18 protein-coding genes and 1 other annotated feature are annotated in these 21,355 nt (G+C 50.7%); of the genes, 11 read left to right on the top strand and 7 right to left on the bottom strand.

The genetic code is table 11. The annotated features are described in order from the left end of the window. Nucleotides 1-34: 34 nt before the first annotated feature. Together EVJ28_RS02330 and ccpA are read left to right on the top strand one after the other, a co-directional pair. A complete protein-coding gene (locus EVJ28_RS02330) occupies nucleotides 35-1,126 on the top strand; it encodes a bifunctional 3-deoxy-7-phosphoheptulonate synthase/chorismate mutase (RefSeq protein WP_131456038.1) in 1,092 nt (363 codons plus the stop codon). A gap of 126 nt (nucleotides 1,127-1,252) precedes the next feature. Next, nucleotides 1,253-2,266, top strand: coding sequence for a catabolite control protein A (ccpA, locus tag EVJ28_RS02325; protein ID WP_131456040.1), 1,014 nt, complete (start codon nucleotides 1,253-1,255; stop codon nucleotides 2,264-2,266). 49 nt (nucleotides 2,267-2,315) lie between these two features. Here the strand turns inward: ccpA and EVJ28_RS02320 are convergent, their stop codons facing one another. From EVJ28_RS02320 to EVJ28_RS02310, 3 genes are read right to left on the bottom strand one after another with little or no spacing between them, the layout of a single operon-like run. After that, nucleotides 2,316-3,485, bottom strand: a complete 1,170-nt coding sequence (locus tag EVJ28_RS02320) for an acetoin utilization protein AcuC (protein ID WP_070329480.1) — start codon at nucleotides 3,483-3,485, stop codon at nucleotides 2,316-2,318. Beyond that, nucleotides 3,482-4,114, bottom strand: a complete 633-nt coding sequence (locus EVJ28_RS02315) for an acetoin utilization AcuB family protein (protein WP_016508472.1) — start codon at nucleotides 4,112-4,114, stop codon at nucleotides 3,482-3,484. Before EVJ28_RS02315 ends, EVJ28_RS02320 begins: the two co-directional genes overlap by 4 nt. Before the next feature lie 11 nt (nucleotides 4,115-4,125). After that, complete coding sequence (locus tag EVJ28_RS02310) at nucleotides 4,126-4,755, bottom strand: GNAT family N-acetyltransferase (RefSeq protein WP_071397839.1); 630 nt, start codon at nucleotides 4,753-4,755, stop codon at nucleotides 4,126-4,128. A gap of 156 nt (nucleotides 4,756-4,911) precedes the next feature. On the opposite strand from EVJ28_RS02310, the gene acsA reads away from it, so the two are divergent. After that, nucleotides 4,912-6,618, top strand: a complete 1,707-nt coding sequence (gene acsA / locus EVJ28_RS02305; RefSeq protein WP_131456086.1) for an acetate--CoA ligase — start codon at nucleotides 4,912-4,914, stop codon at nucleotides 6,616-6,618. Nucleotides 6,619-6,667: 49 nt separating this feature from the next. On the opposite strand, the gene EVJ28_RS02300 is transcribed toward acsA, so the two are convergent. Then, on the bottom strand, nucleotides 6,668-9,097 hold the full coding sequence (locus EVJ28_RS02300) for a transglycosylase domain-containing protein (protein WP_131487917.1): 2,430 nt from the start codon (nucleotides 9,095-9,097) through the stop codon (nucleotides 6,668-6,670). A 167-nt stretch (nucleotides 9,098-9,264) separates the two neighbouring features. Next, nucleotides 9,265-9,461, top strand: a binding site (T-box leader). A gap of 46 nt (nucleotides 9,462-9,507) precedes the next feature. Here EVJ28_RS02300 and tyrS point away from each other — a divergent pair. Continuing rightward, complete coding sequence (gene tyrS, locus EVJ28_RS02295; protein ID WP_131487915.1) at nucleotides 9,508-10,755, top strand: tyrosine--tRNA ligase; 1,248 nt, start codon at nucleotides 9,508-9,510, stop codon at nucleotides 10,753-10,755. A gap of 106 nt (nucleotides 10,756-10,861) precedes the next feature. Continuing rightward, the gene (locus EVJ28_RS02290; protein WP_070329485.1) at nucleotides 10,862-11,485 is read left to right on the top strand and encodes a GTP pyrophosphokinase; all 624 of its coding nucleotides are present in this window, start codon (nucleotides 10,862-10,864) and stop codon (nucleotides 11,483-11,485) included. 35 nt (nucleotides 11,486-11,520) lie between these two features. On the opposite strand, the gene rpsD is transcribed toward EVJ28_RS02290, so the two are convergent. Both rpsD and EVJ28_RS02280 read right to left on the bottom strand, forming a co-directional pair. Next, the gene (gene rpsD / locus EVJ28_RS02285) at nucleotides 11,521-12,120 is read right to left on the bottom strand and encodes a 30S ribosomal protein S4 (RefSeq protein ID WP_016508465.1); all 600 of its coding nucleotides are present in this window, start codon (nucleotides 12,118-12,120) and stop codon (nucleotides 11,521-11,523) included. A 222-nt stretch (nucleotides 12,121-12,342) separates the two neighbouring features. Continuing rightward, entirely contained in the window at nucleotides 12,343-12,825 is a 483-nt protein-coding gene (locus EVJ28_RS02280) for a GAF domain-containing protein (RefSeq protein ID WP_070329486.1), read from the bottom strand. 237 nt (nucleotides 12,826-13,062) lie between these two features. On the opposite strand from EVJ28_RS02280, the gene ezrA reads away from it, so the two are divergent. Both ezrA and EVJ28_RS02270 read left to right on the top strand, forming a co-directional pair. Continuing rightward, nucleotides 13,063-14,793: a septation ring formation regulator EzrA gene (gene ezrA, locus EVJ28_RS02275; protein WP_131456049.1), complete on the top strand. Its 1,731-nt coding sequence runs from the start codon at nucleotides 13,063-13,065 to the stop codon at nucleotides 14,791-14,793. A 75-nt stretch (nucleotides 14,794-14,868) separates the two neighbouring features. Further along, nucleotides 14,869-16,440 carry an amidohydrolase gene (locus EVJ28_RS02270; RefSeq protein ID WP_131456050.1) on the top strand — a complete coding sequence of 524 codons (1,572 nt, stop codon included), beginning with the start codon at nucleotides 14,869-14,871 and terminating at the stop codon, nucleotides 16,438-16,440. 43 nt (nucleotides 16,441-16,483) lie between these two features. Here EVJ28_RS02270 and EVJ28_RS02265 read toward each other — a convergent pair whose 3' ends face one another. After that, nucleotides 16,484-17,293, bottom strand: a complete 810-nt coding sequence (locus EVJ28_RS02265; RefSeq protein ID WP_070329489.1) for an NAD kinase — start codon at nucleotides 17,291-17,293, stop codon at nucleotides 16,484-16,486. A gap of 163 nt (nucleotides 17,294-17,456) precedes the next feature. Between EVJ28_RS02265 and tpx the strand changes: the two genes are divergently transcribed. From tpx to EVJ28_RS02245, 4 genes are all read left to right on the top strand, one after another. Further along, the gene (gene tpx / locus EVJ28_RS02260) at nucleotides 17,457-17,945 is read left to right on the top strand and encodes a thiol peroxidase (protein WP_071397833.1); all 489 of its coding nucleotides are present in this window, start codon (nucleotides 17,457-17,459) and stop codon (nucleotides 17,943-17,945) included. Nucleotides 17,946-18,045: 100 nt separating this feature from the next. Then, entirely contained in the window at nucleotides 18,046-18,933 is an 888-nt protein-coding gene (locus tag EVJ28_RS02255; RefSeq protein ID WP_071397832.1) for a class I SAM-dependent methyltransferase, read from the top strand. 126 nt (nucleotides 18,934-19,059) lie between these two features. Continuing rightward, the gene (locus EVJ28_RS02250; protein WP_131456053.1) at nucleotides 19,060-20,271 is read left to right on the top strand and encodes an acetate kinase; all 1,212 of its coding nucleotides are present in this window, start codon (nucleotides 19,060-19,062) and stop codon (nucleotides 20,269-20,271) included. Nucleotides 20,272-20,721: 450 nt separating this feature from the next. Next, the gene (locus tag EVJ28_RS02245; protein WP_131456055.1) at nucleotides 20,722-21,312 is read left to right on the top strand and encodes a 3D domain-containing protein; all 591 of its coding nucleotides are present in this window, start codon (nucleotides 20,722-20,724) and stop codon (nucleotides 21,310-21,312) included. Nucleotides 21,313-21,355: the final 43 nt, after the last annotated feature.

The following is a 21,355-nucleotide window of genomic DNA, read 5'->3' as shown; positions in this document are numbered from 1 at the left end:
CTGGAAAGAACGGCTTAGGAATGAGAGGGAAATTATGAGTCCACAAGATCAATTGAATCGATTACGTCGTGAAATGGATGAGTTGAACCGGGAGATGCTCGACTTGATTAGTCGTCGTGGAACGCTCGCGGTCGAAATTGGAAAAGTGAAACGTCTTCAAGGTGTGGAGCGGTATGACCCGATTCGAGAACGAGAAATGTTAGATTTCATCGCCGCCTCGAATCCCGGTCCTTTCGAGACGTCACGCCTTCAGCATTTGTTCAAAGAAATGTTTAAAGCGTCTGCCGAGTTGCAAGGAGAAGATCGAGATAAAACGTTGCTCGTGTCGCGCAAGCGTCAAGCAGAAGATACGATCGTCACATTGAAAGATGTAGTCATCGGTAACGGTCGGCCGCAATTGATTGCCGGTCCATGTGCGGTCGAATCGTTCGAGCAAGTGAATGCAGTGGCTGAGAAGTTAGCGTTGTCCGGCGTGAAAATCATGCGCGGCGGCGCCTATAAGCCGCGGACTTCACCGTACGACTTTCAAGGTCTCGGATTTGAAGGCCTCAAACTGTTGAAACAAGCGGCCGATCGCCACGACTTGCGTGTCATCTCAGAGATCATGACACCGGGTGCGGTCGAGTCAGCGCTGCCTTACGTCGATATCATTCAAGTCGGGGCGCGCAACATGCAAAACTTCGATTTGTTGAAAGAAGTCGGAAAGACGTCAAAACCAGTTCTACTGAAGCGGGGTCTTGCGGCGACGATCGAAGAATTCATTTATGCGGCGGAATACATCATGGCGAGCGGCAATAGCCAAGTCATTTTGTGCGAACGCGGCATCCGGACGTATGAGCGGGCGACACGTAACACGCTCGACATCACGGCCGTTCCGATTTTAAAACAAGAGACACATTTACCGGTCATGGTCGATGTCACCCATTCAACGGGACGACGCGATTTGTTGCTTCCGGCAGCGAAAGCGGCGCTCGCGGTCGGTGCCGACGGCGTCATGGTCGAAGTGCATCCGAATCCGGCAATCGCCTTGTCTGATGCCCAGCAGCAGCTTGATTTCAATCAATTTGATCAGTTCATCGATGGGCTCACAGCTCAGTTCCCTCAACTTGATTTGGTGAAAAAATAAGCTTTCCAATTGGAAACGTTTTATATAGCGTGAAGACAGGGTAAAATGATGACAGATACCTGTCTTCCTTTTTTGATACGTTTTTTGAAAATCGTTTGAAAATCATTGCTTGTAGGAGGAGTTTTAATGAATAGTAACAATATCACAATCTATGACGTCGCACGCGAAGCCGGGGTGTCGATGGCGACCGTCTCACGTGTCGTCAACGGAAACCCGAACGTGAAGCCGACAACCCGTAAAAAAGTACAGGACGCAATCGATCGACTCGGCTATCGTCCGAACGCCGTCGCACGTGGTCTCGCGAGTAAAAAGACGACGACAGTCGGCGTCATCGTGCCAGACATCTCAAACATCTTCTTTGCTGATTTAGCACGCGGAATCGAGGACGTGGCGACGATGTATAAATACAACATCATCCTCGGCAACTCGGACTCGAACCGCGACAAGGAAATTCATTTGTTGAACACGTTACTCGGTAAACAAGTCGATGGGATCATCTTCATGGGCGGCCGTCTTCACGAAGACCTCGTCGATGAGTTCAAAAAATCACCGGTCCCGATCGTTCTTGCAGCGACGTTGAACCAAGGGTATGACCTCCCAGCGGTCAATATCGACTATGAGCAGGCTGCTTATGACGCAACCAAAATGTTGATCGGCCACGGCCATAAACAAGTCGGCTTCATCACGGGGCCGCTCGAGCAACAAATCAATGGCGAGAAGAAGTTCTCTGGCTACCGCCGTGCCCTTGAGGATGCGGGACTTCCGTTCCGTGAGAACGATGTCATCCTTGGGAACTATACGTATGCGTCTGGCCTCGAAGCGATGCAAAAGATGCTCGGACGCGATGACTGCCCGAAAGCAATCTTCGCCGGTACGGACGAGATGGCACTCGGCGTCATCCATGCGATCCAAGACGCTGGGTATTCTGTGCCGAACGATTTTGAAGTCGTCGGTCACGATAATACACGTCTCGCCACGATGATTCGTCCGAAGTTGACGACGGTCGTTCAACCGATGTATGACATCGGAGCTGTCGCTATGCGATTATTGACGAAAATCTTGAATGCTGAAGAAATCGAAGAGAAGAACGTCGTCTTGCCGCACCGGATCGAGCGTCGTGACTCGTTACGAAAAGACTGAATCAAAAAACCCGATGTGAGTTGGCAATTGCCAACTTACATCGGGTTTTTCATAAGTAAAGTGACTTGCGGTCGTTTGAGATGAACGGCCAAAATGCGCGTTTCGTCACTTCCCAGTTCTTCTCTTCGATTTGTTGCCGTCGCGGAATATGGTCGAACGTGTACGAATGGTCATCCCATGTCGTCGGCAACGGCTGGTCTGACTCTTTTTGCCACCGTTCAATCCAAGCGGAGGGGATGTCGCCTGCGTACGGAGCTTCGCGTGTCAATCCGGCCCACACTTGCGACCAGGCGCGCGGGACAGCTCGGAACCAGTCGTACCCGCCGCCGCCTAGGGCGACGAGTCGTCCTTCTGTGTACTCGTCGGCGAGGCGAGAGGCGATTTGAGGGATTTGTTCGAACGTATGAATCGTCGAGGCGAGATGCGTCAACGGGTCGAACGCGTGCGCATCAGCCCCGTTCTGCGTCAAGATGATATCTGGTTTGAACCACTCACACGCTTCCCGGAGCACGGTCTCGTAACAGCGCAGGAACGATTCGTCTTGGGTGAAAGCATCAATCGGGACGTTCCAACTATAGCCGTAGCCGTTCCCGTTGCCGCGCTCTGTGACCGCCCCTGTGCCTGGGAAGAGGTAGCGGCCGGTCTCGTGGATCGATAGCGTCATCACATCCTCGTCATCATAGAACAGCCATTGGACACCGTCTCCGTGGTGAGCGTCTGTATCGACGTAGAGGACCCGTGTCCCATATTGCTTGCGGACGTGAGCGATGGCGACGGCGGCGTCGTTATAGACGCAAAAGCCGGACGCTTTTCGTCTCATCCCGTGATGGAGCCCGCCACCGACGTGAAAAGCGCGTTCGACTTGTCCGCTCGCGACGAGTTCAAGCGCATGCATCGTTCCGCCGACGAGCCGGGCAGCTCCTTCGTGAATAGCTGGGAAGATGGGCGTATCTTCCGTCCCGAGTCCGAATTTATTTGCTTTCAGCCCTGACAGTTTACCCGCGGCAGCTGCTTGGACGGCCTCGATGTAGTCAACGTCATGGACAAGCGCGAGCGACTCGACTGAAGCGATCGGTGAGGCGATCCACTCAGAGGCTGACAGTTTTCCGGAATCGACCAGAAGAGATGTCGTCAGCTCTAAACGGATCGGATTGAACGGATGATCCGCGTGGAAGCGGTACGAGTTCTCATTCTCCCCGAATATGTAGGCGGGTCTCATTGGAACATCTCCGGACCCAGTACGTCAAAACCTTCTCGCTTTAATCGATCGATGATGCGCAGCGGGTTCATCGTTTGAACACGGAATGAGATGATTCGCTTATATGGATCGGGTGTCGGATGGACGAAGACGTTGATGATATTCACGTTCGTTTTTGCTAAGAGCCGCGTCACTTTTTCAAGTGCACCGGTCGTATTCTCGACAAGGATCTCGATTTGTGAGCTCGGTTCGAGTGCGCCCGTCAATTGGACGAAATAACGAAGTAAATCGGTTTCGGTCAACACACCGACAAGTTTCCCTTGCTCGACGATCGGCAGGCACGTCAAACGATATTCATAGAACAGGGCGGCCGCGTCTTCAAAAAAATCGTACGGGTGGGCCGTCGTCACGTCTTGACGCATAATGCTCGAGACGGGGTTTTTAAAGTCGGCACGCTCACTCTCTGGATGAAATACACTTGTGGCACCGCTCATCTCGAACTGACCGATAATCCCGACAACTTGCCGGGCCGGATTGGTGACGATCAAGTGGCGTACTTTATGGTCGCGCATGAGTTTTGCCGCGTGCGCAATCGTATTGGTCGGTTGAATCGTCACGACGTGGCGATTCATCATTTGCTCAATCAGCATCGTAACCCTCCTCAGTCATACATGAACCGGCGTCGAAGCCGGAGTGAATCGAAGTGATCGATCGATTCTTGCCGCACGTTTTTTCCGATGCGGGCCATCAGACAGTTGGCCGGGTGGGACGCGATTTCCGGATCGTCCGTCGGATAGAAGACAAGACCGCCGTGGTTCATCATTTTCTCCATCACTTTGCGGTAGTCCCAAATCGACAGACCGCTTCCTTTTAGATCCCAGTGCCAATAGTATTCCGTCGTCAAGATTAAAAAATCATCCATATGGGGATCTAGCATCGACACTTCGAGTAGCTGTTTACCGATCCGTTGTCCCCGGAAGCGTGGACTCACCTCGATGGCGCCGAGCTCGAGAATATATGGATCATTCCCCTCACTCCAACGTTCATACGGGTCTGGATACAAATACGTGACGTAACCGATGACGAGGTCGTCAACGCGCGCCACGATGATCCGTCCTTCTTTCAACCCGGCAATTTCAACGAGCGCCTTATGTTGGTCTTCTGGCTCTCGAAACGCGGTCAAGCCTTCATCAAGCCGATACGTTGCGAGCACGTCGCTCTCGATTGGTCCATCGATGATTACGGCTCCGAGTGAGGTTTCCCACACTTTTGAATGATATTGTTTTTCCATGGAGTCACCACCTTCTTCACGTTCTATTATAGCGCTTTCATTGCACAACGTTCACACTGTTTTGGAGTTTTTGGAAATTCATTGATTTGTCATAATATTAACACTATACTGAAAGTGGTTACACCATTCATTATAGGGGGAGGCGAATCTTTGACGATGGAAAAATTGAAAGCGTTATCAGGGGAGCATCAATTAGCGTCGTATGAAGAGGCTTGTCAGTCGTTCGAGTGGACGCAAGCAGAAGGATTATTGTCTTGGAACCTGACTGGAAATGTCAACATGGCGTACGAGGCGATTGATCGTCACGCTGAAGGGGAGCTGGCGGACAAACTGGCACTGCTCTATTTCGATGGGGATCGGGAAGAGCGGTATACTTACGCGCAGATGAAACAGGAAAGTAATCGCGCTGGAAATGTTCTGAAATCGGTTGGGGTGGAGAAAGGCGATCGTGTCTTTGTCTTCATGCCACGGAGTCCAGAACTTTATTTTATTTTACTCGGTGCGTTAAAGCTCGGTGCGATTGTCGGACCGCTATTTGAGGCGTTCATGGAACAGGCGGTACACGACCGGTTGCTCGACGCGGAAGCGAAAGTCATCGTGACGACAGAGGCGCTGTTGCCGCGTATACCCGTCGATCAATTGCCACATCTTGAGACGATTTTGCTTGTTGGCGACGACGTCGACGAATCAGGGAAAATCATCGATTACCGGAAACTGGCGAACGATGCATCGACCGATCTCGATATTACGTGGGTCGACCGAGAAGACGGCATGATCTTGCATTATACGTCGGGCTCGACCGGGAAACCGAAAGGCGTCTTGCATGTCCATAACGCCATGATCCAGCACTTGATGACCGGGAAATGGGTGCTCGATTTGCAACCGGACGATATTTACTGGTGCACCGCCGACCCGGGCTGGGTGACGGGTACGAGTTACGGAATTTTTGCGCCGTTCTTGAACGGGGCGACGAACGTGATCGTCGGCGGACGGTTCAACCCTGAGTTTTGGTACTCGGTCATCGAGCGGTTCGGCGTCACCGTCTGGTACAGCGCGCCGACAGCGTTCCGGATGTTGATGGGCGCGGGGGAGGAAGCGTTCGAGAAGTACGACTTGTCATCACTGCGCCACATTCTATCGGTCGGCGAACCGCTCAACCCGGAAGTCATTCGCTGGGGCAACGAATCGTTCGGGCTACGCATTCATGACACGTGGTGGATGACGGAGACAGGAGCGATGATGATCTGTAACTATCCGACGATGGACATTAAACCGGGATCGATGGGGAAAGCGATTCCTGGCTGTGAGGCGGCGATCTTAGACGACCGTGGCCAACCGCTACCACCGCATCGGATGGGCAACTTGGCATTGAAGACGCCTTGGCCGTCGATGATGCGTAAAATTTGGAAAAATGATGCGAAGTACGAGAGCTACTTCTGGGGTGACTGGTACGTATCTGGTGATTCGGCCTATATGGACGAGGACGGTTATTTCTGGTTCCAAGGCCGAGTGGATGACGTCATCATGACGGCAGGAGAGCGGGTCGGACCGTTCGAAGTCGAGAGCCGCCTCGTCGAGCATCCGGCTGTCGCCGAAGCCGGAGTCATCGGGAAACCGGATCCGATCCGCGGTGAGATCATCAAAGCGTTCATCGCGCTCAGAAAAGGCTATGAGCCATCGGACGAATTGAAAGCAGAAATCCAAAAATTCGTCAAAGAAGGTTTGGCGGCCCATGCGGCACCGCGTGAGATCGAGTTCAAAGACAAATTGCCGAAAACGCGGAGCGGAAAAATTATGCGTCGCGTCCTCAAAGCATGGGAGTTGAACCTTGAGGCCGGAGACTTATCGACGATGGAAGATTGAGCATAAAAAAGGTCGACACGCGATGTGTCGACCTTTCGTTTGGCTTGCGTTATGAAGCGTCCGCCTCTTTCTCGGCTTCTTCTTTTGCTTTCGCTTCATCTTCAGCTTTCTTCTTGGCTTCAGCTTTGGCTTTCTTAGCAGCATCAGCTTTTTTCTTCGCTTCGTCTTCGGCTTTCTTAGCAGCTTCCGCTTCTTGCTTGTCTTCAGCTTCTTGTTCTGCCTCTTCCGCCTCTTTCTTTGCGTCTTCGGCTTCTTGTTTCGCTTCTTCAGCTTTCTTCTTCGCTTCCTCTTCTTTCTTCTCTTCAAGTTTTTTCTTCTCAGAGAACGTTCCAGAGTCTTTGAAGTCGTCCGGTTTGACACTAGACGGTTGACTGAATCGTGCGTTCGTGAACGTCTCCGGTTTGTCAGCGTACACGCGGTTAGCAGTCTGAGACCAGATGCGTTGTGTTCGTTGATAGTATGGACCGTACGGATACTTGTCGGTCATTTCGAGAGTTTGGTTATCGTAACCAGACCAGACAGCGAGCGTGACGTCTGGAGTCGAACCGACGAGATACGAATCACGCATCTTCTGAGTCGTTCCGGATTTGCCCATCCAGTCGCCAGGGACGTTCAACAATGATTTTGCGTACGTTCCGGTGCCGGACGTGTAAACATCACGTAACATGTCGACGACGAGATAAGCGGTGCGGTCTTCGTAAATACGTGTCTTTTTCGGTTTGGCCTCAAAAATTGTTTCCCCTTGGTATTCGACCCGATCGACGAAATACGGTTCGACATGTTCCCCGTAGTTAGCGAGCATGGCGTAAGCGGAAGCAAGATTTACAGGACTTACTTCACCAACGCCGAGTGCCATTGAAGATGCTTTTCGGTTAGTGTCAGAAACGTTAATACCCATATCAATGAGTTTTTGAGTATCTGACTCCATCTGGTTTCGCTCTTCGTAAATCTTGACGGCAGGAACGTTGAGTGACAGTTTGAGGGCGTCGCGCACCGTGACAGGACCACGATATTGGGCACTTTCATTTTTTACAGGATCTTTCCGTTCGCTGTAATCAAACTTGTAGAAGTACTTTTCATCAATGATGGTCGTTGCAGGTGTAATCATGCCAGCTTCAATCGCGTTCGCGTAAACGAGAATCGGCTTTGCTGTCGATCCGATTTGGCGTGTCATCTGTGTCGCATGGTTATACTCTTCGGTCTTGCCGTTAATATAACGACCGCCGACAAATCCAAGCACACGTCCGGTTTTGTTTTCAAGCATGACGCCGGCTGTTTGTTCCGGATAACTCTTACCATCGGCGTTTTTGTTCGGACCAAAATTGTCAGCGTTTTTGGCAGGTTGTTGCATCGATTCATGGATTTGTTTGTCGAGCGTCAAATGAATCTTATACCCGCCTTGGCGAAGGGCGTTATGGGCACGTTTTCCGTAGCTAGAACTGATTTCTTTCCGTTCACTCGGCTCAAGGTCGTTCAAGTTAATTCCATCTTGCTTGAGTAGATGAGCGGTTACAATCGCAAGTGCTTCACGTTCGGCCACGTCAATCACGTACGGATACCGGTCTCGCGGCTTCGACTGTGTCTTCATGAAGTCTTGCGTGATGTCGTAATTATATGCGGCGTCATAGTCTGCTTTTGTAATCTTGCCAGCAACGTACATCCGGTTCAATACCGTCTTCATCCGGTTGATCGCCGGTGATACATCTTCTTTAATGACCCCGCCTTGATAGTAAGGGGTGTAAAGGAACGGGTTTTTCGGGATGCCGGACAAGAACGCGGCTTGCGGCAACGTCAGCTTCTCGGCCGACGTGTTGAAGACACCGCGCGAGGCGGCCTCGATGCCTGAGATGTTGCGTCCCATCGAGTTACGGCCGAACGAGACGACGTTCAAGTAGGCGTTCAAAATCTCGTCTTTGTCCATCGCTTTCTCTAAACGGAGGGCAAGCAGAATTTCTTTTGCTTTCCGTTCGAATGAGACCTCGTTCGTCAGCATTTGGTTTTTAATGAGCTGTTGGGTTAGTGTCGAACCACCTGTCCGTTCTTCCGAACCGGTCGCTTCTTGCAGGATGGCCCGAAGCGTCGCTTTCGGGACGACGCCGTCGTGTTCATAAAACTCGACGTCTTCGGTGGCGAGTAAGGCATCGACGACGAAAGGTGAAACTTTATCGACCGTGATCGGTACCCGAACTTCATCGGTCGTATAGTTCCCAATCCGTTCACCGCTTCCAAAATAAATATCGGACGTCGATGAGTACGTATTGATTTGTGACGTCATCGTTTTATAGGCTGGAGCCGGCATATCTTTAACGAGTGATGCGAAATACCCGGCCCCGATCCCGGCGCCTAAGAAACCGATGAGGACGACAGAGATGATGGTGAGGAGCAAAACGTTCCACGACACATCATAAAATACAGTGGCATAACGGCGGGCTTTCAACGACTTTGGTGTGTTCCATATGTCTCGAATCTTCTGCAGCATGACAGCCTCCTTAATATGGTGTAAAACTATTTTAGACAGTATTATATACGATTATAGCACAAGTCCTTGCCCACCTTATCGTGAATGAGCAGACTAATGCAAGTTTCAATCTTGCAGTTGACAACGAGGAAACGGAACTTATAAAATGGATAGCGTAGTCAATAATAGTAGACGCGATGAAAAAAACGAAGTAGTCGGTTGACCGCTTGTCCAGAAAGCTAGTGGGTGCTGTGAACTAGCCAATGTCAACGATGAATTACACTTTTGGAGCGTGCCATTCGGCCGGGTTGGGACCGTTATCTCTCGTTTTAAGTGGCCACGGCTGTGGCAATTAGGGTGGTACCGCGGAATCTCCGTCCCTTCTCATTTGAGAAGGGACGTTTTTTATGTCAATTGAAGGAGTGGAAAACATGGAACTATTAAAAGATTTAGAATTTCGAGGGCTCGTCAACCAAATGACGGATGAGGCAGGACTTCGGGAACAACTCGTTAAACCGACGACACTATACACAGGGTTCGACCCGACGGCGGACTCGCTCCATATCGGACACTTGCTACCGATCTTGACGTTGAAGCGTTTCCAAGAGGCGGGGCACCACGTCATCGCGCTCGTCGGTGGCGCGACCGGGATGATTGGCGACCCGTCAGGACGGTCGGACGAACGCTCGCTCAACACGCTCGATACGGTCAAAGAATTTTCGGACCGGATCAAAGATCAGTTGAGCCGCTTCCTCCCGCTCGAAGGGGAGAACCCGATCACGATCCGCAACAACTATGAATGGACAGAAGAGCTGTCGATCATCGATTTCTTACGTGACATCGGCAAGCACTTCCCGATCAGCTACATGCTCGCGAAAGACTCGGTCGATTCGCGCATGGAAAACGGGATTTCGTACACGGAGTTCTCATACATGTTGCTCCAATCGTTTGATTTCTTGAAGTTGTACGAGACAGAGAATTGCCGCCTCCAAGTCGGCGGCAGCGATCAGTGGGGCAACATCACGGCCGGGCTTGAATTGATCCGTCGCTTCGGCCATTCGGAGAAGGCGTTCGGTCTGACTGTGCCGCTCGTCACGAAGTCGGACGGACAGAAGTTTGGGAAGACGGCCGGTGGTGCGGTATGGCTCGACGCGGACAAGACGACACCGTACGAGTTTTACCAGTTTTGGATCAACGTCGACGATGCCGACGTCATCAAATTTATCAAGTACTTCACGTTCATGACGCATGAAGAAATCGACGCGCTCGAAGCGGAAATGACGGCAGCACCTGAAAAACGTGCGGCACAGCGCCGTCTCGCCGAAGAAATGACGAAGCTCGTCCACGGTGAGGCGGGTCTTGACCAAGCGGAACGCATCACGACAGCGTTCTTCAGCGGTGATCTGAAGACGCTCGAGCCCGAGGATATGGATGCCGCGTTCAAAGGGATGCCGCAATTCGAACTCGACGGCGAACGCAATCTCGTCGATCTTCTCGTTGAGGCGAAAATCGCCCCATCGAAACGTCAAGCGCGCGAAGACGTCCAAAACGGAGCGATCTACTTGAACGGGGAACGCGAGCAAGCGCTCGACAAGCTCGTCACGCGTGAAGACACGCTCGGGGACTTCACAATCATCCGCCGAGGCAAAAAGAAATACTTCGTGATTCGTCACGTCTAACCGATCCGTCCATGTCCGCAAAGTTTGCGGACATGGACTTTTTTGTTGTGTCAAATCAGGTGTGGTCTGATACCATTTCAAATATAGAGACCGAGGAGGACGTCTAATGGATATCGAAGAGTTTTTTGGCGAACAGTTTCATCAGTGGCGGGAACGGTTCCGCTATTACGAGATGGCGATCACGGAGCTTGAGAGCGACCTTGGCATCATCGACCTCGATTGGCAGACCCGACTCGGCTATTCGCCGATCGAGCACGTGAAGACGCGGATGAAGACGTTGCCGTCGATCATTCGGAAGATGAATCAAAAACAGCTCCCACTCGAAGTGGAAGCGTTATGGGACAATATTTATGACGTCGCCGGCGTACGGATCGTCACGAGTTTCCGCGATGACATCTACGCGATTCTCGATCACTTGAAAAAGCGGGACGACTTACAGATCGACGTCATCAAAGACTATATCGAACATCCGAAGCCGAGCGGTTACCGCAGTCTCCATCTGATTGTGCGGACGAAAGTGTACTTGGCGGAACGTGTCATCTGGGTGCCGGCCGAGATTCAAATTCGGACGCTCGCGATGGACTTTTGGGCGGCGACCGAACATAAGCTTCAATATAAATATCAGCATCAAATCCCCGAGACGTCACGGCAAGAGCTCATCGAGGCGGCCCGAATGGCGGACGCGCTCGATACGCAGATGGGCCGGATTCGCGAACAGATCTTGATATAAAAAAATCCCCTTCTCGAGAGAAGGGGATAAAAGCATTAACGTGAGTAGTACTCAACGATGAGTTGCTCTTTGATTTGGTCGTTCAATTCAGCGCGCTCAGGGATACGTACGTACGTACCTTCGAGTTTCTCAGCGTCGAACGTGATGAATTCTTTTGTAGCTGGTGCTACTTCAAGAGCTTCAGCAATCGCTTTGAAAGTTTTCGATTTTTCGCGAACCGAGATGACTTGACCTGGTTTTACACGGTAAGACGCGATGTCTACGCGTGAACCGTCAACTTGGATGTGACCGTGGTTGACGAGTTGGCGTGCTCCACGACGTGTGCGAGCGAGGCCCATACGGTAAACGAGGTTGTCAAGGCGTGACTCGAGCAAGAACATGAAGTTCTCACCGTGGATACCTTGCATTTTCCCAGCATCGTTGAAGATGCGACGGAATTGCTTCTCGTTGATTCCGTACATGTGACGGAGTGCTTGCTTCGCTTGAAGCTGAAGACCGTATTCAGAGATTTTACGACGACCATTGCCGTGTTGGCCTGGTGCGTAAGGACGTTTTGCTAATTCTTTACCCGTTTCGCTAAGCGAGATGCCTAAGCGACGCGAGAGTTTCCAAGCTGGACCTGTGTAACGAGCCATGATTGGACTCCTCCTTGTTGTTCATGTATTTTGCACAAAAGAACAACGGTGTCAAAGACGGGTGACGCCCCTTTCTAGGTTCAAGCACCTTCACTTGATAGCGAAGCTACAAGATGCTCCTCCGACTCAGTCGAGGCCCGAAAGGTGGATACGTCTGTCTAGGACTGCTATCGTCATTTCATGCACAAAAATCAGTATACGATGGATCGAGCAGCTTGTCAATCAGATGAAGCGAAGTAATGTCTGGCAAAATTGCTCTAAGCCTTGGCGATCGACTTCTGAGAAGCGATCGAACTCGGGACTGTCGATATCGAGGACGCCGATCGTTTTGCCGTCACGGATGAGCGGGACGACGATTTCAGAGTTCGAGGCCGCATCACAGGCGATATGGCCTGGGAATTGGTGGACGTCGGCGATCAACTGTGTCTCTTGTGTCGAGGCGGCGGTGCCGCAGACGCCTTTGCCGAAGGCGATATGGACGCAAGCAGGAAGACCTTGGAACGGTCCGAGAATGAGGCTGTCGTCACCGTCAGTCAAATAGAAGCCGACCCAGTTGATGCGGTCAAGAAACTGGTTGAGCAGAGCGCTCGCGTTCGAAAGGTTAGCGACTTGGTTCGTCTCTCCTTCGAGCAGGGCAGCGAGTTGTTTGTTAAGTAAGTCATAGCCGGCGGCCAGGTCGCCAGAGTAAGTAGTAGTTTGGAACATTTGTTTCCCTCCTATATCAAGATGTATTTCAGATTAGCATCATGGTACACGCATTTTTTTATTTTGTCTCCCAAAAAGAATTTCGCGGAAAATAACATTCTCTCCCTAAACCGTTGGAAAACCTATGCAAAACATTGTTTCTATAATATGATTATTAATATCTATACTTATAAAATACTTCATTTTCTTCTTAAAGATACATAAGTCCACGAAAGCGGCTTGGAGGTTGTTACAGAGATGGATTACGGAATATACGGAATTTTAATTGGAATTATTGTCATCGCTCTAGGAGCAATGTTAGGTAGTATGCTAGCTAGACGAAGTTTTTACCAGAAAATTGATGATTTGGATATGCGAAAACAAGGCATCCTGAGTGCGAGTGTCCCGGCCGAGCTTCAAAAGTTCAAACAGTGGCCGATGGAAGGCGAAACGAAAGAAAAATTCGAACGCTGGCACCAGTCATGGGATGAACTCGTCAGCGTCCACACGGGTCAAATCGATGAGGCGTTATACCGTTCAGAGGAAGACCTCGACAAATATCGTTTCCTTAAAGTCAAATCAGACTTGGCTGCGACCGAACAGGTGATCGAAGAACTCGAATCGATGGTTCACGCGATGCTCGATGAGATGGCGGAGTTTAACGACCATCATGCCTCCCTGCTAGATATCGTCAAAAAAGACGAGAAAGAACTGTATCAGTTCCGCAAGACGCTCATTTCTCAAAATAGCGCTTTTGGCCCGACGTACGATCTCGTCGAAACCGAAATCGCTGTTGCGGAATCGAAACGGACCGAGATGATGACGCTCAAGCAAGAAGGACAAGTCTCAGAGGCGTTCATGGCCGGCCAAGTCCTGTCTGAAAAGGTGACGAAGATCCGTGAACTCGTTCAAGTGATTCCCCAGTTTGTCCGGACGGTTCAATTTGACTTAAAGCACCAACTGAATCAACTGCGTGCGGGTCATAAAGAAATGCAGATGGATGGCTACGCCCTCGAGACGCTCGGTTTAGTCGAAGAGATCGAGCAGGCAGAAGACCGCCGTCTCGCGCTCATGACTCGGATCGAACAGCTTGATTTTGAACACTTTGAAACGGACATGCAGCAACTCAGTTCGGATATCGATCAATTGTTCGAGGCGTTCAGCTCCGAGGTCGATGCAAGGCAGTACGTAAAAAAAGAGTTTGCTGGGGTCAAAGAACGCGAACGTCAGACGAACGAATTGATGACGCGCCTTCACCAAGAGATGTCGCGGCTTGTCAGCAACTATGAAATCAATGCCCGGGTCGGTGAGGAGTTCGAACAATTGGACCGGGAACGTGCGGTGCTCGCTGCGAACGTCCTCGATATCGAACAAGCACTCGTCGCTCAGGTGATTCCGTTCAGTCTGATCAAATCAAAAGTGCAAGATGCGAAACGGTCACTCGACCAGTTCGGTGCGATGCATGAACGGTTTATCGAAAATACGAACTCGCTTCGTAAAGAAGAGCTCGAAGTTCGAAATAAACTCGAGTCATGGAAGAAGGAATTGTCCGCTCACCGTCGCCTCTTGGCGAAGAGCGCGATGCCGGTCGTTCCGACTGATTTGACGAGTGACATGCGACAACTTCAAAAAGGGGTGCAGTCGCTAGATGAACAGTTCGAGAAGGCACCGTTCAACATGACGTATATCGTCGGCCTCAGTCACGATGTCGAGGAAACGATGGATAACTTCCGTGACCGCGTCAAAGCACTGCTCCGGCAAGTGACGTATGCGGAACAGTTGCTCCAGTATGCGAATCGGTACCGTCGTCGTGATAACGAGGTGCATGTCGCCTTGACGCTCGCTGAGAACAAGTTTTTACACGGCGAGTACGGTACGGCCGTCGAAATCGGTGAACGTGTGCTCGGGCGCTTCGACGAAGGAGCGGCTCGCGAGATCCGTCAACGTGTTGAAAAAGGTTTAGAACAACAAGATATGCTTCGAAAATAATCTATGCATGAAGATTGACGTAAACGGGAATTAACGTAGACGTCAATCTTTTTTGAATCGAGGAGGAATTTTGTGATGGGAACGCTTTGGGTAAACGGAAAGATCTATACGCTGAACAAAGAACATGAAATGGCACGGGCGATGTATGTCGAGCACGGACGCGTGTTGAAACTCGGGGAGGAAGGTCATCTTCGCCGTACATACGCGGGCCGGATCAAACAGATTGTGAACCTCGAAGGGAAGAGCGTGTATCCGGCGTTTACAGACTCGCACATTCACTTGATCGGATATGGCGAGGCGCTCGACCGCATCGACGCGACCGAGACGACGGATTTAAACGCCTTGCTCGAAGCGATGAAAGCGAAGTCGGGAGGGGACGACTGGATCGTCGCTGAAGGCTTTAACGATCGTCTGCTCGGACAGATGCCGACACGTGAGATGATCGATGCCGTCATTCCGGATCGCCCGGTCGTCTTGAAGCGCGTCTGTCGCCACGTCGCCGTCGTCAACTCGAAAGGCCTCGAGCGCTTAGGCCTCATTCATCACACCGTCATTGAAGGCGGGAAGCTCGGACGTGATGACGACGGGAAATTGAACGGCGTGTTGTACGATGCGGCGCTCGATCTGCTCCATAAAGAGCTCGGCGGAAATCGTGAGAAGAACGTCGCCTCGATCCGTCGGGCCGTCGACTCGTTGTTCGCCCATGGGATCGTCGGAGCCCACACGGAAGACTTGTTCTACCACGGAGATCCGCTCGAGACGATTCAAGCATATGAAGATGTACTTCAAGAACTTCCGTTCCATGCCCATCTGCTCGTCCATGAACAAGTCGTTGATCAATTGCTACAAAAAGATGCGCTTGCGAAGCGCCTGCGCTTCGACTTCGGGGCGATGAAGATTTTCGTCGACGGTTCGTTCGGCGGCCGGACGGCGCTCTTGTTTGAGCCGTATGCAGATGAAGTCGGACAGCGCGGGATCGAAGTCCACCGCCCGGACCACCTCGAGGCGCTCGTCAAAAAAGCGCGCTCATACGGGATGAACGTTGCGGCTCATGTCATCGGAGATGCGGCGGCTGAGCAGTTCATCACGCTGCTCGAGAAGTATCCGGCGAAACGAGGGACGCGCGACCGCATCATCCACGCTTCGCTATTGAACGATTCGCTGTTGAAACGTATCAGTGCGTTGCCGGTCCTCATCGACGCGCAACCGGTCTTTTTGTCGGATGATATGGACTTGTTGTTCGACCGTCTAGGCAACGAGCGGGTCGATGACGCGTATCGGTTCAAATCGATGCTCGATACGGGTGCGCTCGTACTCGGGGGTAGTGATGCCCCGATCTCTTCTGTCGATGTTAGAAAGGGGCTCTATGCCGCTGTGACACGACAATCGTTTGAAGCGTCGGGTGCACTGAATCCGTCCGAGCGTCTATCGATGTACGAGGCGCTACGGAGTTTCACCTACTCGCCGCGTGTCGCGACCGGAACACATGGCCGTGACGGCCTGTTGATTCAAAGCTATAACGCGACGTTCACTGTGTGGGAGCAGGATTTCTTTGACTTGAACGGACAAGATATTTTGAACAACCGACTTGTCATGACCGTCGTCGACGGTTCGCCCGTCTACGAGGCGGACGTCATCAAAGCATGAGAAAAGGCTAGTCGTCCGCGATGGACGACTAGCCTTTGTCAGTTTAGAAGAAAGAGCGTTGCACTTTGTGCCAGAACGAGTTGGTTTTCAACTTGACCGTTTTGACGACCTTGTCCGACAATTCGATGTCGATCCGGTCTGTATATTTCAGACTAAGCGCTTCGTTATCCATGCCGATAATCGGATAATCGTTTCCGTCTTCAACGATGCGGAGCGACAGCTTGCGTGATGCGTGGACGATGAATGCTGAGCCGAGCGTGCGGTAACGGTTGTTGTTCACCGAAGCGATTTCACTCACTTGCATGCATGGGATGAGCGGATCGACGACCGCGCCATTCAACGATTTATTGTAGGCGGTCGATCCCGTCGGTGTCGATACGACCATGCCATCCCCGCGGAACGTCTCGAAGTGGAGGTCGTCGATGTAGACTTCGATCGCGAGCGATTTGATGATACTCGATTTGATCGATGCCTCGTTCAGGCAGAGGAGTGGCGACGATTCGTTAATCGAAGCGGATAAGAGCGGATATTTCCGTACTTCGAGACCGGCTTCGATCCGGGCAGAGTTATCCGAGAATAAACGGTCGACTTCGTCGAGTTTATGTATATCGAAGTCACAGTAAAATTCGTTGAGGCCGCGGCCAAAACCGACATAGATGGCGTCTTGACGGAACCCGGTGTAACGGACGGCCTGTAAAAACGCGCCATCTCCCCCGATGGCGACGATGATGTTGGCATCTTCCGGGCGGTCCATGATGTTGAAACCATGTTTCTCCCCGATTTCTCTTAATTTTTTTACCTCTTTCGTGAACTCGTTGACGTTACGATGGTGCAGATACACGTTGTTTCTCATCTAAATCATCCCCTTTGTCAATTGTGTCCTTCTCATTATAACTTGTTTTAGGCGTCCTATATAGGGAAAATGACAATCAGGCCGTCTGAAGCAGGATGCTTGTCTTCGTGACGGCACCATCGATATGATGAAGAAGTAAAATTCAGAACAAGGGGATGATTTGATGCCAACATTTAAAGGGAATACAGTCACATTGCAAGGGAATCCAGTGAAAGTGGGAGATGCTGCACCCGATTTCACCGCCCTCACGACTGCACTCGAAGAAGTGTCGCTCGCGTCTTACCCAGGGAAGAAATTGATTAGTGTCGTCCCATCGATCGATACAGGACTATGCGACACGCAAACTCGTGCGTTCAATGAAAACGCGGCATCGCTCGGTGGAACGGTATTGACCGTCTCGAACGATTTACCGTTCGCCCAGCGACGCTGGTGTGCGGCGTCAGGTCTCGATAACGTCATCATGTTGTCAGATCACCGCGACCAGTCGTTCGCGCATTCGTACGGCGTGCTCATGGAAGAGCTTCGTTTGCTAGCCCGGTCAGTCTTCGTGATCGACTCGGAAGGAACTATCCAATACGTTCAGTATATGGATGAGATGACAGACGAAGTCGATTTTGACGCGGCGCTTGAAGCGTTCGACGCGGCAAACTGATTCACTTGGCGAAACGTGGACGAATAGCTTACACTATATTGTAGTTAACCAACCGGCTCTCGAAACGAGAGCCGGTTTTGTATGGAGGAGATGAACGACTATGGAACGATTTGAACAATTGTACCGAGATTGGAAGAAAGAAACGAAAAAATTGGTGGCCGACCTTGATTTATTGCCGCTCGAAGCATTGATCGAAGTGTTTGAGCGAGTCGACGTTGAATCGGAGAAACCGGATGACGTGCGCAAGGCAGTGAGTCTGCTTGTGCTTGAAGAGACGACAACGCTTCCGCCGAACCATCAACCGACACCGGACGCAGTCAGCTTATTTATCGGATATTTGGCGACGAAGCTCGTCAAAGACGGAGCGAACGTGCTTGAACTCGGAAGCGGCACCGGGACTCTCGTCCACGCCATTTTATCGCAAGTGAAGGACGCCACCGCACAAGCCGTCGAAGTCGATGAATTGATGCTTCGTTTGTCATATGCGATTAGCAATTTACTCAAAAAGCCGGTTTCTTACTTCCATCAAGACGCACTTGCACCGCTGTTCGTCGAGCCGAGTGACCTCACACTCGTCGATTTGCCGATCGGTTATTATCCGAACGACGAAGTGGCGAGCGGTTATGAGTTGAAGCGAGAAGAAGGTCATTCCTATTCTCACTTCTTGATGATCGAGCAGGCGATGCGGCATACGTTGCCGGGAGGCCATGGTGTCTTCGTCATCCCGAACAATTTGTTTGAACAGGATGATGAAGGGAAATTAAAACAGTGGATGGACCGAGAAGCGGTCGTGAAGGGTGTCCTCCAACTACCGACAACGATGTTCAAAGATGAACGGTATGCGAAGAGTATCCTCATCTTACAGAAGCAAGGAGAGGGCGTTACACGGCCGAAACAAGCGCTCCTCGTTGAGTTACCATCGTTCACTGACGTGCGAGCTGTTGCCAATATTGTGAAACAGATTGATGAATGGTTTAAAACAACATAATATTTATTGGGCAAAAGACTTGAAAAACATATGCCATATCAAGTATCTTCATTATGATACAGTTATCGGTTTTAAAGAGAACAGATAAAGAAACGTGTTTAAATCGAAAGGTAAGAGGTGTATGACATGACAAAAATTATGGCAGTCAACGCAGGTAGTTCGTCACTGAAGTTCCAACTTCTCGAGATGCCATCTGAGAACATGCTCGCGCTTGGTCTCGTCGAGCGCGTTGGAAAAGACGATGCGATCTTTACTATTAAATACGGCGAAGGGCAAAAGTTCAACGTCGTCACGCCGCTTCACACACATAAAGAAGCGGTCGAGCTTGCGCTCGAAAAATTGATTGACCTTGGAATCATGGCTTCGTTCGATGAAATTTCGGGTGTCGGGCACCGTGTTCTTCACGGGAAAGAACTGTACGCGGATTCAGTCGTGATCGATGAGGAAGTCATGAAGAACATCGAATCGTTCGTCGAACTCGGACCGCTTCACATCCCGCCTAACTTGACTGGGATTCGTGCGTTCCAAACGATTTTGCCGAACGTACCGCAAGTCGCCGTCTTTGATACGGCTTTCCACCAATCGATGCCGGAAGAAAACTTCCTGTACAGCCTCCCGTACGAGTACTACACGGAACACGGAGTACGAAAATATGGTTTCCACGGGACGAGCCACAAATATGTCACGCAACGTGCTTCTGAGCTACTCGGTCGTCCGCTCGAAGATTTGCGCTTGATCTCATGCCATCTCGGCAGTGGAGCGTCAATCGCGGCGGTTGCCGGCGGTCGTTCGATCGATACGACGATGGGCTTCACGCCACTTGAAGGAATCACGATGGGAACGCGCTCAGGATCACTTGACCCGGCCCTCATCCCGTTCCTTATGCAAAAAACGGGCAAGTCGGCTGAAGACGTATTGAACGTCATGAACAAAGAATCAGGCGTTTACGGTCTCTCGGGTATTTCAAGTGACTTACGTGACATCGAACAAGCTGCAGCAGAAGGTAACCACCGGGCTGAAGTGTCACTTAAAATCTTCTCGAACCGGATTCACGGTTACATCGGTCAGTACGCTGCTGAGATGAACGGTGTCGATGCCATCATCTTCACGGCGGGTGTCGGTGAAAACTCTGACGTCATTCGTGAGCGTATCTTGCGTGGGCTTGAATTCATGGGCGTCTACTGGGATCCATCGCTCAACAACGGAGCACGCGGCAAAGAGTTGTTCATCAACTATCCGCATTCGCCGGTCAAAGTCATCATCATTCCGACGAATGAAGAATTGGTCATCGCCCGCGATACAGTTCGGATCGCAAACCTTGTAGAAGCACACGCTTAATCCACACAATTTAACCTCTCTAGTCGCGCTGTTCATTCGAACAGCGCGACTTTTTTTAGTTCTTTTGTCATAGTTCATCCGGGGAAATTGTGTCTAAAGGATTATCCGGGAGACGCGCGCTGTAATAAAAAGAGTCAAAAAACGATACGTTTGTAACGTTTGAGTTATATTACAACCAAAAATTGGAATTTAATATGACGTAAAAAGTGGTATCTCTGTAAAGTTGTCATCTCTCGTTAAAATAGTCCGCTTTTGTAACACTTCTGTAATTTTAGTGTCACTCAAATGAATTTTAGTTGTAAACGCACGTCCGGTTGTTTCGTCATATAGTTATCTGGACGAAACATTACTCGTCTTGACGCATCGTGTTTATGTTTAAACGTAACAATCACCAAGAACTGACAACTATGAAAAACGACAAAACAAACCGACTGGGAAAGGACGAACCTCATGTTAAAAAAAATTGGAACGGTCTTATTACTGACGGTCATGACATTCGCCATGCTTTTACCGCAACAACCAGTAGAGGCGTCTTCTAAAATTTATGTAAAAAGCCAAGTGAATGGATTAAACGTTCGCTCAGCGGCTACGATTAATGGTAAGGTACTCGGAAAAATCAATAAAGGACAACAACTCCAACGCACTGGTACAAAAGGGGCTTGGATTCGCGTCAACTATAAAGGTAAGGCCGGTTGGATCGCAACCAAATACTTACGCACCGTTAAACCGGTTGCGAAAGCGAACGTGAAATCGTATACGATGAACGCTTCTGCCTACACACCATACTGCAAAGGGTGTTCAGGTAAGACGGCACTCGGATGGAACGTGCGTACACAAAGACATAACGTCGTCGCTGTCGACCCGCGCGTCATCCCGCTTGGTTCTAAAGTACAAGTGTATGTCGGTGGGAAGTTAATGGGTACGTACACGGCGGCTGACACAGGCGGCGCCATCAAAGGACATAAGATCGATATTCTCATGTACTCGCAAAGTGCGGCCATCAACTTTGGCCGCAAGACGGTCACGGTCAAAGTCTTATAAGCCAATAAAAAAGAGTCATCGCAAACGCGATGACTCTTTTTTA

The organism is Exiguobacterium sp. SH3S3 (assembly GCF_004337115.1).
Lineage (GTDB): Bacteria > Bacillota > Bacilli > Exiguobacteriales > Exiguobacteriaceae > Exiguobacterium > Exiguobacterium aurantiacum_A.
The sequence above is the reverse complement of the archived record's forward strand: the minus strand, read 5'-3'. Positions and strand labels throughout refer to the sequence as shown.